13 protein-coding genes are annotated in these 14204 nt (G+C 66.3%); 7 read left to right on the plus strand and 6 right to left on the minus strand.

Annotated features, from left to right (window positions below):
* Positions 1 to 62: 62 nt before the first annotated feature.
* From ACWIEX_RS00455 to ACWIEX_RS00475, 5 genes are all read left to right on the plus strand, one after another.
* A complete protein-coding gene (locus ACWIEX_RS00455) occupies positions 63 to 1058 on the plus strand; it encodes a Bug family tripartite tricarboxylate transporter substrate binding protein (protein ID WP_454031199.1) in 996 nt (331 codons plus the stop codon).
* 192 nt (positions 1059 to 1250) lie between these two features.
* Positions 1251 to 1739 carry a tripartite tricarboxylate transporter TctB family protein gene (locus tag ACWIEX_RS00460; protein ID WP_454031200.1) on the plus strand — a complete coding sequence of 163 codons (489 nt, stop codon included), beginning with the start codon at positions 1251 to 1253 and terminating at the stop codon, positions 1737 to 1739.
* A gap of 18 nt (positions 1740 to 1757) precedes the next feature.
* Positions 1758 to 3269 (plus strand): tripartite tricarboxylate transporter permease, encoded by a 1512-nt coding sequence (locus ACWIEX_RS00465; RefSeq protein WP_454031201.1) that lies wholly within the window; start codon positions 1758 to 1760, stop codon positions 3267 to 3269.
* 33 nt (positions 3270 to 3302) lie between these two features.
* Positions 3303 to 4220 (plus strand): dihydrodipicolinate synthase family protein, encoded by a 918-nt coding sequence (locus tag ACWIEX_RS00470; protein WP_454031202.1) that lies wholly within the window; start codon positions 3303 to 3305, stop codon positions 4218 to 4220.
* Positions 4221 to 4351: 131 nt separating this feature from the next.
* Positions 4352 to 5071 carry a ribonuclease activity regulator RraA gene (locus ACWIEX_RS00475; protein WP_454031203.1) on the plus strand — a complete coding sequence of 240 codons (720 nt, stop codon included), beginning with the start codon at positions 4352 to 4354 and terminating at the stop codon, positions 5069 to 5071.
* A 27-nt stretch (positions 5072 to 5098) separates the two neighbouring features.
* Here ACWIEX_RS00475 and ACWIEX_RS00480 read toward each other — a convergent pair whose 3' ends face one another.
* Positions 5099 to 5572 carry a hypothetical protein gene (locus ACWIEX_RS00480; RefSeq protein ID WP_454031204.1) on the minus strand — a complete coding sequence of 158 codons (474 nt, stop codon included), beginning with the start codon at positions 5570 to 5572 and terminating at the stop codon, positions 5099 to 5101.
* Between the two features lie 200 nt (positions 5573 to 5772).
* Here ACWIEX_RS00480 and ACWIEX_RS00485 point away from each other — a divergent pair, with 200 nt between their 5' ends.
* Both ACWIEX_RS00485 and ACWIEX_RS00490 read left to right on the plus strand, forming a co-directional pair.
* Positions 5773 to 6429, plus strand: a complete 657-nt coding sequence (locus ACWIEX_RS00485) for a helix-turn-helix domain-containing protein (RefSeq protein WP_454033431.1) — start codon at positions 5773 to 5775, stop codon at positions 6427 to 6429.
* Between the two features lie 276 nt (positions 6430 to 6705).
* Positions 6706 to 9162 carry a DNA translocase FtsK gene (locus ACWIEX_RS00490; RefSeq protein ID WP_454031205.1) on the plus strand — a complete coding sequence of 819 codons (2457 nt, stop codon included), beginning with the start codon at positions 6706 to 6708 and terminating at the stop codon, positions 9160 to 9162.
* Between the two features lie 171 nt (positions 9163 to 9333).
* On the opposite strand, the gene ACWIEX_RS00495 is transcribed toward ACWIEX_RS00490, so the two are convergent.
* The 5 genes from ACWIEX_RS00495 to ACWIEX_RS00515 all read right to left on the minus strand — a co-directional run bounded on the left by ACWIEX_RS00495 (position 9334) and on the right by ACWIEX_RS00515 (position 14159).
* A complete protein-coding gene (locus ACWIEX_RS00495) occupies positions 9334 to 10158 on the minus strand; it encodes an inositol monophosphatase family protein (protein WP_454031206.1) in 825 nt (274 codons plus the stop codon).
* Positions 10155 to 10997, minus strand: coding sequence for an endonuclease/exonuclease/phosphatase family protein (locus tag ACWIEX_RS00500; RefSeq protein WP_454031207.1), 843 nt, complete (start codon positions 10995 to 10997; stop codon positions 10155 to 10157). Before ACWIEX_RS00500 ends, ACWIEX_RS00495 begins: the two co-directional genes overlap by 4 nt.
* A gap of 10 nt (positions 10998 to 11007) precedes the next feature.
* The gene (locus ACWIEX_RS00505) at positions 11008 to 11871 is read right to left on the minus strand and encodes a carbohydrate ABC transporter permease (protein ID WP_454031208.1); all 864 of its coding nucleotides are present in this window, start codon (positions 11869 to 11871) and stop codon (positions 11008 to 11010) included.
* On the minus strand, positions 11868 to 12746 hold the full coding sequence (locus ACWIEX_RS00510; protein WP_454031209.1) for a carbohydrate ABC transporter permease: 879 nt from the start codon (positions 12744 to 12746) through the stop codon (positions 11868 to 11870). The genes ACWIEX_RS00505 and ACWIEX_RS00510 overlap by 4 nt, the downstream gene beginning before the upstream one ends.
* 123 nt (positions 12747 to 12869) lie before the next feature.
* Positions 12870 to 14159, minus strand: a complete 1290-nt coding sequence (locus ACWIEX_RS00515) for an ABC transporter substrate-binding protein (RefSeq protein ID WP_454031210.1) — start codon at positions 14157 to 14159, stop codon at positions 12870 to 12872.
* Positions 14160 to 14204: the final 45 nt, after the last annotated feature.

Here is a 14204-nt window from a genome sequence, read left to right on the forward strand (position 1 = left end):
TGTCCACGTCAAGGCCGCCGCCAAGAGCGGCCCGTCAATTCCAGCTCACAGGGAGAGAAACCATGAAGACTATTGCTATTTCGGCCGCGCTTGCCGGCGCGGTTGCCTTCGGCGGCATCGGTGCCGCCCAGGCCTGGGAGCCGACCAAGCCGATCGAGTTCGTCGTGACCTCGGGCGCCGGCGGCGGCACCGACAATTTCGCCCGGATCATCCAGTCGATCATCACCAAGCACAAGTTCACCGAGCAGCCGATCGTCGTGGTGAACAAGGGCGGCGGCTCCGGCGCCGAAGGCTATGTCTACGGCAAGAGCGCCAAGGGCGACCCGAACCGCGTCATCTTCGGCACCAACAACGCCTATCTGCTGCCTTACGTCGCCAAGCTCGGCTACAAGTTCACGGACCTGACGCCGGTCGCGGCGCTGGCGCTCGACGAGTTCCTGCTCTGGGTCAAGGGCGATGCCCCCTATGCCGATGCCAAGAGCTATCTCGAGGCGGTCAAGGCCAAGCCGATGGGCTTCAAGATGGGCGGCAGCCAGTCGAAGGACACCGACCAGACCCTGACCTCGATGATCCAGGACGCAGCCGGGGTGAAGTGGATCTATATCCCGTTCCAGGGCGGCAGCGCCGCGGCCGTGCAGCTTGCCGGCGGCCATATCGATTCCAACACCAACAACCCCAACGAGAATATCGGCCAGTGGAAGGCCGGGCAGGTCAAGCCGCTCTGCGTCTTCTCGCCGGTGCGCCTCGCCAAGGGCGAACCCGTCCATGACGGCAAGGGCTGGGGCGACATCCCGACCTGCAAGGAGGCGGGCCTGCCGCTGGAGACCTTCCAGATGCCGCGCACCGTCTGGCTGCCGGCCGATGTCCCGGCCGATGCCGTGACCTATTATTCCGACCTGCTGGAGAAGGTCTCCAAGACGCCGGAATGGCAGGAATTCGTGAAGCGCACCGCCCAGACCGGCAAGTTCATGAAGGGCAAGGAACTTGCCGATTTCGTCGCCAAGGACGAGGCTGCCAACAAGAAGGTCTTCGAGAACGAAGGCTGGGTCGCGAAGTAAGGTGGGATCGGCGCGCGCCGATCTACCTCGGAAACACGCGGTCATCCCGGGCTTGACCCGGGATCCATGCCGGAACCTTCATCGGGTCCGCTCAGGCATGGATCCCGGATCTGCGCTTCGCTCCGTCCGGGATGACCCGCTTCTCCTTAAAGCCGTGCCTTCCCGCCGCTCCCGAAAGGAGGAACCCACCGCATGATCACCCGCTTCTGGGCCGAGATCGGGACCGCGATCCTGACGCTGGTCTTCGGGCTCGTCATCGTGAAGGGCTCGCTCGAATTCGGCATCGGCTGGGATACGTCCGGTCCGCAGCCCGGCGCCTTTCCCTTCTATGCGGGGGCGCTGATCGCGGTGGCAAGCCTCGGCACGATCGCGGTCACGCTCGGTCAGCGCATCGTAGGCAGGGCTGCGCTTGCCGAGGCCTTTCTCGACGCCGAGCGTGGCAAGCGGGTGCTGTCCTTCCTGCTGCCGCTCGTCGCCTTCGTCGTGATGAGCGCGACGCTCGGCATGTATGTCGCGACGATCCTCTATCTCGTCTTCGCGATGCGCTTCCAGGGCGGTTATGGCTGGCTGCAGAGCCTCGCGACCGCTTTCGTGACGGCGGCCTTCTTCTATTTCGCGCTCGAGAAATTCTTCCAGATCGGCCTGCTCAAGGGCCCGATCGAGCCGCTCATCGGCCTCTGAGACGGCGGGGATATCAGCATGGATAATGTCGCCAACCTGATGCACGGCTTCTCGGTCGCGCTCACCACGCACCATGTCCTGCTGATGATGGCGGGCGTGCTGCTCGGCGTGCTCGTCGGCGTGCTGCCGGGGCTCGGCGCGCCGAACGGCGTCTCGCTGCTGCTGCCGCTGACCTTCTCGATGGACCCGGTCTCGGCGATCATCCTGCTGACCTCGCTCTACTGGGGCGCGCTCTTCGGCGGCTCGACCACCTCGATCCTGTTCAACATTCCCGGCGAACCCTCATCGGTCGCGACGACCTTCGACGGCCACCCGATGGCCAAGCAGGGCAAGGCGACGGAGGCGCTCTCCTTCGCCTTTCTCTCGGCCGGCTTCGGCGCCATGGCCGGCGTCATCCTGATCACGCTGCTCTCGGGCTGGGTCGCGAATTTTGCGCTGCGCTTCTCCTCGCCCGAATATTTCGCCGTCTATTTCATGACCTTCGCGAGCTTCATCGGGCTCGGCGGCGCCTCGCCGTTCAAGACGGTGGTCTCGATGGCGATCGGCTTCGCCTTGGCGACCATCGGCATGGACTCGGTTTCCGGCAATGTCCGCCTCACCTTCGAGTTCGACGTGCTGCTGGCCGGCGTCAGCTTCCTGATCGCGGTCATCGGCCTGTTCGGTATCGGCGAATTGCTGCTGACCATGGAGGAGGGGCTGAAATTCGAGGGCGTCGCCGCCAAAGTCCGTATCGGAGACGTGCTGCGCACGGCCGCCAAGCTGCCGCGCTACTGGCTCGCTTTGCTGCGCTCCTCGCTGATCGGCATCTGGATGGGCATCACGCCGGGCGGGCCGACCGCGGCCTCCTTCATGAGCTACGCCATGGCCAAGCGCTCCTCGCGCAACCCCGCCAAGTTCGGCAAGGGCGAGCCCGAGGGCGTGATCGCGCCGGAGACGGCCGACCACGCCGCCGGGTCCGCCGCCATGTTGCCGATGCTGGCGCTGGGTATCCCCGGCTCGGCGACGGCTGCGGTGATGATGGGCGGGTTGATGATCTGGGGCCTCAATCCCGGCCCGACGCTGTTCACCGACCGGCCCGATTTCGTCTGGGGCCTGATCGCCTCGATGTATCTCGGCAATGTCGTGGCGGTGGTGATCGTGCTGGCGACGGTGCCGCTCTTCGCCTCGATCCTGCGCATTCCCTTCTCGATCATCGGGCCGATCATCGTGGTGATCTGCTTCATCGGTGCCTTCACCGCCGCGAGCAAGGAATTCGACATCTGGCTCGCGCTGGTCTTCGGCCTCGTCGGCTATCTCTTCAAGAAGCTCGACTACCCGATCGCGCCGCTGGTGCTCGCCATGGTCATCGGCGACAAGGCCGAGGATGCCTTCCGCCAGTCGATGATCTTCAGCCAGGGCTCGCTTTCGATCTTCTGGTCGAACCCGCTGGTCTCGACGCTGATGGCGATCGGCCTCGCCCTGCTGGTGCTGCCGGTCGTCGGCAGCGCCGCGCGCCGCTTGCGCGGCACCAAGGCCGCCAGCACTGTCTGAACCCGCCCCGTTCGCCACCGACGAGATGACGCCATGACCGAACCCTACAAGGGCATCCTGCCGATCGCGCCGACCATCTTCCATGAGAATGGCGACCTCGATGTCGAGGGCAACAGGCGCGTCATGGACCTGATGGTCGACCAGGGCGTCGACGGCATCTGCATCCTCGCGAATTTCTCGGAGCAGTTCCTGCTCACCGACGAGGAGCGCGATCAGGTGATGCGGCTCTCGCTGGAGCAGGTCGCGGGCCGCGTGCCGGTCATCGTCACCACCTCGCATTTCGCGACCCTTATCGCCGCCCAGCGCGCCAAGGCCGCGGCGGATGCCGGCGCCAAGATGCTGATGATGATGCCGCCCTATCACGGCGCGCTGCTCAAGGCTGACGAGCAGGGCATGATCGAGCATTTCAAGGCGGTCACTGAGGCCTGCGGCATTCCGATCATCCTGCAGGACGCGCCGCTCTCCGGCGTGACCATGACCGTGCCCTTCATGATCCGGCTGGCGAAGGAGGTTCCGCTCGTCCGCTATTTCAAGATCGAGGTGCCCGGCACGGCCAACAAGCTGCGGGCGCTGATCGAGGTCGGCGGCGACGCCGTGGTCGGCCCCTTCGATGGTGAGGAGGCGATCACGTTGATGGCCGATCTCGACGCCGGCGCCACCGGCACGATGACCTCCGCGATGATCCCTGACCTGATCAAGCCGATCCTCGCCGCCCACGCCGCCGGCGATCGCAAGCAGGCGGCGGCGCTTTATGCCCGCGTCCTGCCGATCATCAATTACGAGAACCGGCAATGCGGCCTGCGCTCGGCCAAGGCGGTGATGAAGGAAGGCGGCGTCATCAAATCGGAAGCGGTACGCCATCCGCTGACCCCGCTCCATCCGAAGACACGCGAGGGCCTGATCGAACTCGCCCGTGAGCTGGATCCGCTGGCGCTGCGCTGGGGCAAGTAAGCGGCATCCCGACAGGCGCGGGCGGGGTTGCGTATTTCGCGCCTCGCACCGCCTTTACAAAGCGGGTCGGATCGCGGGAACCTCTCCGGAACCTGCCGCCCGGCGGGGCCATGGACGGAGAAGGTGAACGCATGCCCAGTCTCAAGCCGGAAACCCGCGAGAAGCTGCGCACGGTCTCCGTCGCCACGCTCTGCACGGCGCTGTTCAAGCGCGGCCTGCGCAACCAGTTCATCCAGGATGTCCGCCCGCTCAATCCCGGCGCCGGCACCATGGTCGGCGAGGCCTTCACGCTCCGCTACATCCCGGCGCGCGAGGACCTGAACCAACTCTCCGTTTTCCAGGACCGCGCCCATCCGCAGCGCAAGGCGGTCGAGGATTGCCCGCCTGGCGCGGTGATGGTGATCGATAGCCGCAAGGACCCGCGCGCAGCCTCGGCCGGCGGCATCCTCGTCTCGCGCCTGATGAAGCGCGGCGTCGCCGGTGTCGTTACCGATGGCGGCTTCCGCGACTCCTATGAAATCGCTGGATTGCCGTTCCCGACCTATCACAACCGCCCGTCCTCCCCGACCAACCTGACCCTGCATCAGGCGATCGAGATCAATGGACCAATTGGCTGCGGCGACGTTGCAGTCTTCCCGGGCGATGTCGTGGTCGGCGATGCCGAGGGCGTCATTGTGATCCCCGCTCATCTCGCCGACGAGGTCGGGGCCGAGGCCGTCGAGATGACGGCCTTCGAGGATTTCGTCACCGAGGAGGTCTTGAAAGGCCGCTCGATCCTCGGCCTCTACCCGGCGACGGAGGAGCAGACCAAGGTCGATTTCGCGGCGTGGCGGAAGGCCAACGGTCGCTGATCCGGACGGCCTTCGAGTTGAGGCAGGTCAATTGGTGGCCGTCGGCGCCAGTCGCGCCCGGCCGAGCACCATCATCCGGTCGATCTGGAAGCCGGAGCGCTGGAGCGCGTCATGGTCCTGCGGCCAGGCGGCCGAGCGCTCCAGCGAGATCGCGATCCGCGGCAGGTCGAGCTCGATGGCGAGCTGGTTGGCGAAGCGCAGCAAAGCATCGACCAGGCAGGTCCCCGGCAGCCTCAGCATCGCCAGTTCGGATATCTCAAGTGCCGTGCCGCCCGCGATTGTCTGCGCGACGCGGAAGGTGAAGACCGCATGCGGCATGGCGCGCGCGTCGCGCAGTGCGAAGACCCCGCGCGGCCGGGCACCATCCTGCGAATTGTCGCGCACGAACTCGGCCCAGCCGTCGGGCGTCACCTCCGGATGCAGCATGGCGACGAGGCTGAAGACCGTGTCGGCGCCCGCCGGCGCGATGCGCGCGACCTCGAAGATATCATCGCCAGTCACGAACGCTCTCCGGGATTTCGAGGGCGTACCGTGATTGCCGGCTCGGCAAGGGCGCATTGATCTGGATCAAATCGGCGGCTTGCGACCAGAAGCGCGCTTTGTGGGCTCAAACCCATGCGTTATGGTCTGCCGATGATCAGGAAGGTGCGATCGTGAACTGTCACCCCACGGCCTGCGGCGATGGCGGCTGCCGCAGCTGCATGGTGCGCCTGGTCAGCGTCTGTGCGTCCCTGACGGATGACGAGCTGGCGCTGCTCGAATCCCTGGCGCATCCCACGCATTTCGCCTCCGGCGCGACGCTGTTCACGCAAGGCCGCGAGGCGCATTCCGTCTACAACGTCACGGCCGGCGTCGTGCGCCTCTACAAGCTGCTCTCCGACGGTCGCCGGCAGGTGGTCGGCTTCGCCCTGCCGGGCGATTTTCTCGGCCTTGCGATGCGCGATGCCTACGGCTTCTCGGCCGATGCCATCGGCGATGTCGCGGTCTGCGCCTTCGCGCGCGGCGCCTATACCGCGCTGGTCGATGCCAAGCCGCATCTGCTCAAGCGACTGCACGAGTTCGCGACGCATGAGCTGACGCTCGCCCATGAACAGATGCTGCTGCTGGGCCGGCGCACCGCCGAGGAGAAGCTGATCTGTTTCCTGCTCGGCATGCAGCAGCGCTGGGCGCGCCTCGGCAAGCCGTCGGTCACGGTGCCGCTGCCGATGACCCGGCAGGACATCGCCGATTTCCTCGGCCTGACCATCGAAACGGTGAGCCGCACCTTCACCCGCCTCGCCCGCGAAAAGACAATCCTGATCGTCCCCGGTGGCGTGCGCGTGATGAACGCTGCGCGGATGAGCGCCGTCGCGGCCTGAGGGCTGCCGCGCGCGATACGAGATGGCGCGGTTCTCAGGGCCAGGGCGCTGATGATCGCCGTCGCCGTGCTGATCCTGCCGGCCCCTGCGTGCTCGATCTGAACGGTCTCTTAACCCTGCCGGGCTAGCACTGGGGCTCAGGTTAACGAAGCGTAGTGTTCGCCTAAGCCCATGCATAAACTGGACCGTCACCGCCGCGCGAACGCCGTCGTTCCCGAGGATAATCGCTTCGTTCAGCCACAGGAGGGTGCGTCGTCCGCGACGCCGGAAGCCCCTGTGGCAGAGTCGATTCGGCAGGGGGGATCATCCTCCAGCCTCTGGCCGACCTATGTCAGGCCCTCGCGCTCTGCTGACGTCCAGCGCAAGCTGACGCAGGCCGAGCAGGAGCTGGCCGCTTCCCCGGTTCTGGGTCAGGCCCTCGACATCGCCATGCCCCCGAATGCTCCCGCTCCGGGCGAGAGCCGTGTCCGCTTCTGGCGCACGCCGGATCATCTGATCCGGCAGGTCTGGGGAGCGCCCGGCACCGAGACGGCGCCCGAACCGGCATCTGATGAAACGGTCTCCGTCGAGCTGACGTTCAACGAGGGCGAGAACGCCTTCACCGACGAGATGGCGTTCGAGGCTCCTGCGGAGATCGGTGTCGTCCCGGAGCAGGACGTCGCGACGCCACTCGATTTCATCTCGGATCATGCCTTCTGGGAATGCGTGCCCGAGGCCGAGCGCGACGACGCCGAGTTCTCCTTCGAGCCCGCCTCTCCACCGATGGCGGCGGAAGCGCTGGCCCATGCCCCGGTCATCGCCTTCGACGAAGAGCCGCGGGTCGCGAAGCGCGAAGCGCCGCCGATCGCGGTAACTGCTCCGGTGGTTGCGCCCGCCTGGTCCGGCTTCGGCTGGGGGCAGAGCTATCAGGTGAGCTTCCAGATCGCGACGCCCTCCTGGCAGGCCCCGGCCGTGGAAACGGTTGCGGTCGCGGACGAGGCTCCGGCCCCGGAAGAAACTGTGCCTGTAGCGAAGCCCGGCGTGCCGCTGGCGCGCAGCACGCGGCCTGCGGTCGAGCCCAAGCCTGTTCCATCCAAACCGGTTCAGCCCCAGCCAGCCCAACCGGAACCTGCGCGCCCTGAATCTGTGGCCCAGCCCGCCAAGGTGACCCCGTTCAGGGCAAAGCTCCGCCTCGTCGAATTGCCGGTCGTGCAGGATGCGGGCTTCCAGCTGCCCCCGATCGAGTTCCTGGCCGAGCCGCCGCAGGCGCAGGCCGAGACCATGCCGGTCGAGATGCTCCAGCAGAATGCCGGCCTGCTCGAAGGCGTGCTCGAGGATTTCAATATCCGGGGCGAGATCGTCCAGGCCTGTCCCGGCCCGGTCGTCACCTTGTACGAACTGGAGCCGGCCCCCGGCATCAAGAGTTCCCGGGTGATTTCCCTGGCCGACGACATCGCGCGTTCGATGAGTGCGGTGTCGGCGCGTGTTGCGGTGGTGCAGGGCAAGAACGCGATCGGCATCGAACTGCCGAACACCCGGCGCGAGACCGTCTTCCTGCGCGAACTCCTCGCCAGCCAGGATTTCGAGGCGACCAAGCACAAGCTCGCGCTCTGCCTCGGCAAGACCATCGGCGGCGAGCCGGTGATCGCCGATCTCGCCCGCATGCCTCACCTGCTCGTCGCCGGCACCACCGGCTCGGGCAAGTCGGTCGCCATCAACACCATGATCCTCTCGATCCTCTACCGGCTGAAGCCGGAGGAGTGCCGCCTGATCATGGTCGATCCCAAGATGCTCGAACTCTCCGTCTATGACGGCATCCCGCATCTGCTCACCCCCGTCGTCACCGATCCCAAGAAGGCGGTCGTCGCCCTGAAATGGGCGGTGCGCGAGATGGAAGAGCGCTACAAGAAGATGTCGAAGCTCTCGGTGCGCAACATCGACGGCTTCAATGCACGGGTTGCGGAGGCGGCCGCGGCCGGAGAGGTCATCACCCGCACCGTCCAGACCGGCTTCGACAAGCATTCGGGCGAAGCGATCTACGAGGAGGAGGTCATGGACCTCGAGCCTCTGCCCTATATCGTCGTCATCGTCGACGAGATGGCCGACCTGATGATGGTCGCCGGCAAGGAGATCGAGGGCACGATCCAGCGCCTCGCCCAGATGGCGCGCGCCGCCGGCATCCACGTGGTCCTCGCGACGCAGCGCCCCTCGGTCGACGTCATCACCGGCACGATCAAGGCGAACTTCCCGACCCGGATCTCCTTCCAGGTCACCTCGAAGATCGATAGCCGCACGATCCTGGGCGAGATGGGCGCCGAGCAGCTGCTCGGCCAGGGCGACATGCTCTACATGGCCGGCGGCGGGCGCATCACCCGTGTCCACGGCCCCTTCGTCTCGGACGCCGAGGTCGAGAAGGTCGTCGCGCATCTCAAGACGCAAGGCCGGCCGCAATATCTCGACGCCGTCACCTCCGAGGAGGACGAGGGCGGCGAGGACGAGGATGGTGCCGTCTTCGACAAGACCGGCATGGGTTCGGTCGAGAGCGACGACCCCTACGAGCAGGCGGTCGCGGTCGTGCTGAGGGACAAGAAGGCCTCGACCTCCTATATCCAGCGCCGCCTCCAGATCGGTTACAACCGCGCCGCATCCATCATGGAGCGCATGGAGAACGAGGGCATCGTCGGACCCGCAAACCACGCCGGAAAGCGCGAAATCCTCGGGGAAGGTCCGCGTCAGCGCGACGACGAGGACTGAGCGTCCCAGAGAAGGGCTGTCATCCTGGGCGAAGCGAAGCGCAGACCCGGGATCCATGCCTGAACCTTTGCCGGAAGCGCTCCGGAATGGATCCCGGATCGGCGCCGCTTCGCGGCTTGTCCGGGATGACGATGAGGTTAGGGCAAAGGTGGAGAGTAGCGGCTTCGCCGCTCAATCCAGCAGGATCGACCTGATCTCGCGCCAGCTCGCTTCGTCGGGCGCGCAGAGCAACCCAGCAGGGCGCCCGGTCGGCGCATAGGGCCGGCCATCGAGCAGGCGCGCATGGCCGCCGGCCTCGCTGTAGAGCAGCACGCCCGGCGCGTGGTCCCACGGGTTGAGCACGCCATAGAGCAGGAACTGCAGGCGCCCCGCAGCCGCCAGCCGGTATTCCTGCCCGCAGCAGCGCAGCGAGCCGACTTCGAGGAAGGCCGGGAAACGGCCGGGAAGCGTGCTGCGCAGCGGCTCGCGAAAATACTGCCAGCTCGCCATGCCATTCATCTGCCGGGTTGCGACGGCTGGTGCGACGCGCAGGTCGCGGCTCGTACCGTCTGCGGAGTCCATCCAGGCTCCTTCGCCGCGCAGCGCCATGGCGCTGTCATCGGCCGTCGGATCATGGATCACGGCGGCGGCGATCTCGCCTCGGATGACGACCGCGGCCATGACGGCGAAGAGCGAGAGGTCGCTGGCGTAGTTCAACGTGCCGTCGATCGGGTCGATGACGAAGGCGAGATCGGCTTGCGCCAGCTCTTCGAGGAGCGAGGGATCTTTCGTGACACCTTCCTCGCCGATCAGCGCGGCGCCCGGAAAGGCCTTGGCCAACGCGGCACAGATGAAGCGCTCGGCTGCCTCGTCGGCTTCCGTGACGAGATCGACCGGGTTCTGCTTGGCGCGGATATCGCTATCAGCCAACCGGCGGAAACGCGGCATCACCTCGCGCCGCGCCGCCTCGCGCAGGATGGCGTCGAGCCGCTCGTGGTCCTGCCGGGTGAAGATCATCCGAGGTCGAATTCGACGAGGATCGGCTGGTGGTCCGAGGCCCGCGTCTCGATGTCGTAGGTGATCGCGCGCGCCCGATCGGCGAGGTCCGGCGTCGCCAGCACGAAGTCGAGACAGCCCGGCGGCCCGTAGGTCTGGTCGCAGATGAAGGCGGAGGGCGGGTGCGGGGCCTCGCCCTTCAACACCGGCCAGAGATCGACCAGCGGCGGCACGCCGCCCTCGAACGGCGCGAGCAGTTGCGCCAGCCCGGCATCGTCGGGCCGCATGTTGAAGTCGCCGGTCAGGATCGCGCTCGCCGCATTCGGCGTCGGCGCATAGGTGTGAGGGCCGGGCTGGCGTGGCGTCGTCTGCCGCGCCGCGGCCATGCGGTGGATCTGCCGGATGCCCTCGACCTGGGCGGCGCGCAGCACAGGCGAGGAATATTCCAGATGGGTGGTCATCACCCGGATCGGGCCGAAGGGCGTCTCGACCATCGCCTCGACCAGAACGCGCGGCATGTTGCGCGTTGCCGCCGCCTCCCAGGGCAGGACATGGCGCAGCGCCTGCGCCACTGGCAGCCGCGACAGGACGAGGTTGCCGAAGCGCTTGCGTCCGCCGGCGCCGTCCGGAACATCGACGCCGATGGCCTCGATCGCGGTGAAGCCCGGCAGGAGTTCGCTGAACAGCGCGAACTGGTCGGTGCGGTCATTGCCGTCAAGGTCGGGGAAATTCGCCGCGACCTCCTGCAGGCAGAGCACGTCGAAATCCGCCATCTGCCGGGCGTGGTCGATGATGCGGCGCGGATCGACCTCGTCGTCGACGCCGCGGGCCCACTGGATGTTCCAGGTGATCAGCTTCATCGGAATGCCGTTACTTGATGCCGGCGCGCATGAAGCTCTGCACGAACTGGCGCTGGAACAGCAGGAAGCCGACGAGCAACGGCGCCGAGGTCATCAGCGTCGCCGCGCAGATCACCGCCCAGTCGATGCCCTGATCGGCAGAGGAGAACACTTGGAGGCCGACCGTCAGCGGGCGCGACTCGACCGAGTTGGTGACGAGCAGCGGCCAGAGGAAGTTGTTCCAGTGGTAGCTGACCGAGACGAGACCATAGGCGACATAGGTCGGTTTCGCCAGCGGCACATAGACCTTCATCAGCACCTGCAGCGGGCTCGCGCCCTCGACGCGGGCGGCGTCGTCGAGCTCCTTCGGCACGGTCTTGAAGGTCTGCCGCAGCAGGAAGATGCCGAAGGCCGAGGCGATATAGGGCAGGGCGATCGCCGGGATCGTGTCGATCAGGTTGAGCTTGGCGAGCGTGCGGTAGTTCTCGACGATCAGCGCGTCCGGCATGATCATGAGCTGCGCCAGGATCAGCACGAAAGCGACGTCGCGGCCCCAGAAATCCTGCCGCGCTAAGGCATAGGCGGCGAGCGTCCCCAGCACGATCTGGAAGGCGAGGATCAGCGTGACGAGGATGAAGGTATTGAGGAAATAGCGAGCGAAGGGCGCTGCCGCCCAGGCGCGGGTGAAATTGTCGAGCGTCAATGGCGCGGTCAGCACGAAGCGCGTGGTGTATTCGGCCGGGTGGAACGCTGCCCAGACGGCATAGGCCAGCGGCAGCACCCAGAGCAAAGCGAGCAGGATCGCGCCGGTCGATTCCAGCGTGAGCGCGAGGCCCTTGGGCGCGTAAGGGTCGGCGCGCGCTGCCGTCGGAGCGGGGTGGGGCGCGGCGCTCATTGATAATGCGTCCTGCGTTCAAGCCAGCCGTACTGGACGAAGGCGACGAGCGCGAGCAGCGCCAGCAGCACGCAGGTCAGCGTCGCCGCATAGGCCGTGTCCCAGAAGCCGAAGCCGACCTGATAGATGTAGAAGAGCAAGAGCGTCGTCGCGTTGTCCGGGCCGCCGCGCGTCATCACGAAGACATGGTCGACCATGCGGAAGGCATTGATCACGGCATTGATCAGCACGAACAGCGTCGTCGGCATCAGCAGCGGGAACTGGATGCGCCGGAAGAAGGTCCAGCGCGAGGCACCCTCGATTGCCGCAGCCTCGCCGAGGCTGGGCGGGATCGCCTGCAGCGCCGCGAGGTAGAAGATCATGAAGAAGCCGGCTTCCTTCCAGATCGCGACGACGGTGATGGCGTAGAGCGCGGTGTCCTGCGAGCCCAGCCAGTTGGTCGAGCGCGCCCCGAACAGGCCGGTGATCTGCTCCAGCAGCCCGTATTGCGGCGTGTAGAAGAACAGCCAGATATTGGCGACCGCGATCATCGGCAGGATCGTCGGCGTGAAGAAGGCCATGCGGACGAGCGTGCGCCCGGCGATCTTGTCGTTGACCCAGACCGCCATCAGCAGCGCCAGCGCGATCGAGGTCGGGATCGTGCCGAGCGCGAACCAGAGATTGTTGCTCATCGCCTTCCAGAAGATCGGATCGGCAAGCATCTGCTGGTAGTTCTCGAGCCCGATGAAGCGCGCCGGGCGGCGCGCCTTCGGGGTCGAATGGAAGCTCTCGATGAAGCTCGCGACCGCGGGCCAATGCGTGAACAGGGCCAGGCACGCCATGGCCGGCAGCAGGAGCAGCCAGCCATGGAGCGTCGCGGTCGCGCGGTTCGTCATCGATTCAACCCCCCGTCATTGCGAGCGAAGCGAAGCAATCCAGGGGGACGTAGCGCTCTGCCGCCCCTGGATTGCTTCGTCGCTTCGCTCCTCGCAATGACGGTTTGACCGCATCAGGAAGGCTTACCGGTAGGCCTTGAGGATGCGCTCGGCCTCGGCCTGTGCGTCCTCCATCGCCTTCTGCGGCGTCTTGGTGCCGGTCAGCGCCGCCTGCAACCCGTCGTTCAGCGCCTTGGTGACGCGCTGGTTCTCATGGGTCGAGAGCTCGGCCACCGCGCTCGAGAGCTGGTCGCGCGCGACGATCGCCGGCGGGAAGTCGGCGACGTATTTCTTCATCGCCTCGGTCTCGTAGGCCGCCGGCGTCACCCCGACATAGCCGGTATTGATGCTCCACTGCGCGGCGCGCTCGGGCGTAGTGATCCAGCGCACGAACTTGAAGGCGGCTTCCTGCTCGGCCTTGGTCGCCTTCTTGGAGAGGTAGAAATTGCCGCCGCCGGTGGGGCTGCCGGGCTTCTTGCCGGCCGGCAGAACCGCGACGCCGAAGGGGAACTTGGCGTTGGCGCGGACATTGGTGAGGTTGCCGGTGGTGGTCCACATCATCGCGACCTTCTTCTCGAAGAAGTCGCGCGGCGTGGTGCCCCATTCGACGATGCCGGGCGGATGGACCTTGTGCTTCTGCGCGAGGTCGACCCAGTACTGCAGCGCCTCGACCACACCCGGATTGGCATAATCGGTCTTGTCACCCGCGCTGTTGGCGAGGATCGCGCCGGCCTGGGTCGTGAGGCCCTGGAACAGCCAGTAGGGGAAGCCGGAGGAGGGGATCTGGATGCCCCATTGCGTGGTGTTGCCGGAGGCGTCGCGCTTGGTCAGCTTCTGCGCGAATTCGAGCTGCTCGGCCCAGGTCTTCGGCGGCTTCTCGGGGTCGAGGCCCGCTTCCTTGAACAGCTCCTTGTTCCAGTAGAGCACCACGGTCGAGCGCTGGAACGGAATGCCCCAGGTCTTGCCGCCGGTCTGGCTGTTCTCCATGAAGCCGGGATAGAAGCCGGCAAGCCACTTCTTGTCCTCGTCGGTCTTGATGAAGTCGTCGAAGGGCACGATCGCCTCTTCGTCGATCAGCGTGAACATGTCGGTCGAGAGCAGCACCGAGAGCACCGGCGGCGTGCCGCTCTTATGCGCGGTCAGCGCCTTGACGATGGTTTCCTGATAGGTGCCGGCATAGATCGGCTTCAGCTTGATGGACGGGTTGTCCTTCTCGAAGTCGGCCGCGTAGGTGTCGATCAGCTTGGTGATCGGGCCGCCGACCGCGACCGGATAGAAGAGCGAGAGTTCCGCGCCCTGCGCCCGGGCGATGCCGGGAAGAGCGATCGCGCCCGCAAGGGCGGCCGTGCCGCCAAGAAATTCACGCCTGTCCATAATGTCCTCTCTCCCTTGTTGGGATGGTCCGCTCGTCCGACGCTC

The sequence above is a fragment of the Allobosea sp. NPDC055353 genome, assembly GCF_053644975.1.

Excerpts from the sequence above, each read along its gene's own strand:
- ACWIEX_RS00465 (WP_454031201.1), top strand. The coding sequence starts at position 1,758 with ATGGATAATGTCGCCAACCTGATGCACGGCTTCTCGGTCGCGCTCACC.
- ACWIEX_RS00500 (WP_454031207.1), bottom strand. The coding sequence starts at position 10,997 with ATGAAGCTGATCACCTGGAACATCCAGTGGGCCCGCGGCGTCGACGAC.
- ACWIEX_RS00460 (WP_454031200.1), top strand. The coding sequence starts at position 1,251 with ATGATCACCCGCTTCTGGGCCGAGATCGGGACCGCGATCCTGACGCTG.
- ACWIEX_RS00505 (WP_454031208.1), bottom strand. The coding sequence starts at position 11,871 with ATGAGCGCCGCGCCCCACCCCGCTCCGACGGCAGCGCGCGCCGACCCT.
- ACWIEX_RS00515 (WP_454031210.1), bottom strand. The coding sequence starts at position 14,159 with ATGGACAGGCGTGAATTTCTTGGCGGCACGGCCGCCCTTGCGGGCGCG.
- ACWIEX_RS00485 (WP_454033431.1), top strand. The coding sequence starts at position 5,773 with ATGGTGCGCCTGGTCAGCGTCTGTGCGTCCCTGACGGATGACGAGCTG.
- ACWIEX_RS00510 (WP_454031209.1), bottom strand. The coding sequence starts at position 12,746 with ATGACGAACCGCGCGACCGCGACGCTCCATGGCTGGCTGCTCCTGCTG.
- ACWIEX_RS00495 (WP_454031206.1), bottom strand. The coding sequence starts at position 10,158 with ATGATCTTCACCCGGCAGGACCACGAGCGGCTCGACGCCATCCTGCGC.
- ACWIEX_RS00455 (WP_454031199.1), top strand. The coding sequence starts at position 63 with ATGAAGACTATTGCTATTTCGGCCGCGCTTGCCGGCGCGGTTGCCTTC.
- ACWIEX_RS00475 (WP_454031203.1), top strand. The coding sequence starts at position 4,352 with ATGCCCAGTCTCAAGCCGGAAACCCGCGAGAAGCTGCGCACGGTCTCC.
- ACWIEX_RS00470 (WP_454031202.1), top strand. The coding sequence starts at position 3,303 with ATGACCGAACCCTACAAGGGCATCCTGCCGATCGCGCCGACCATCTTC.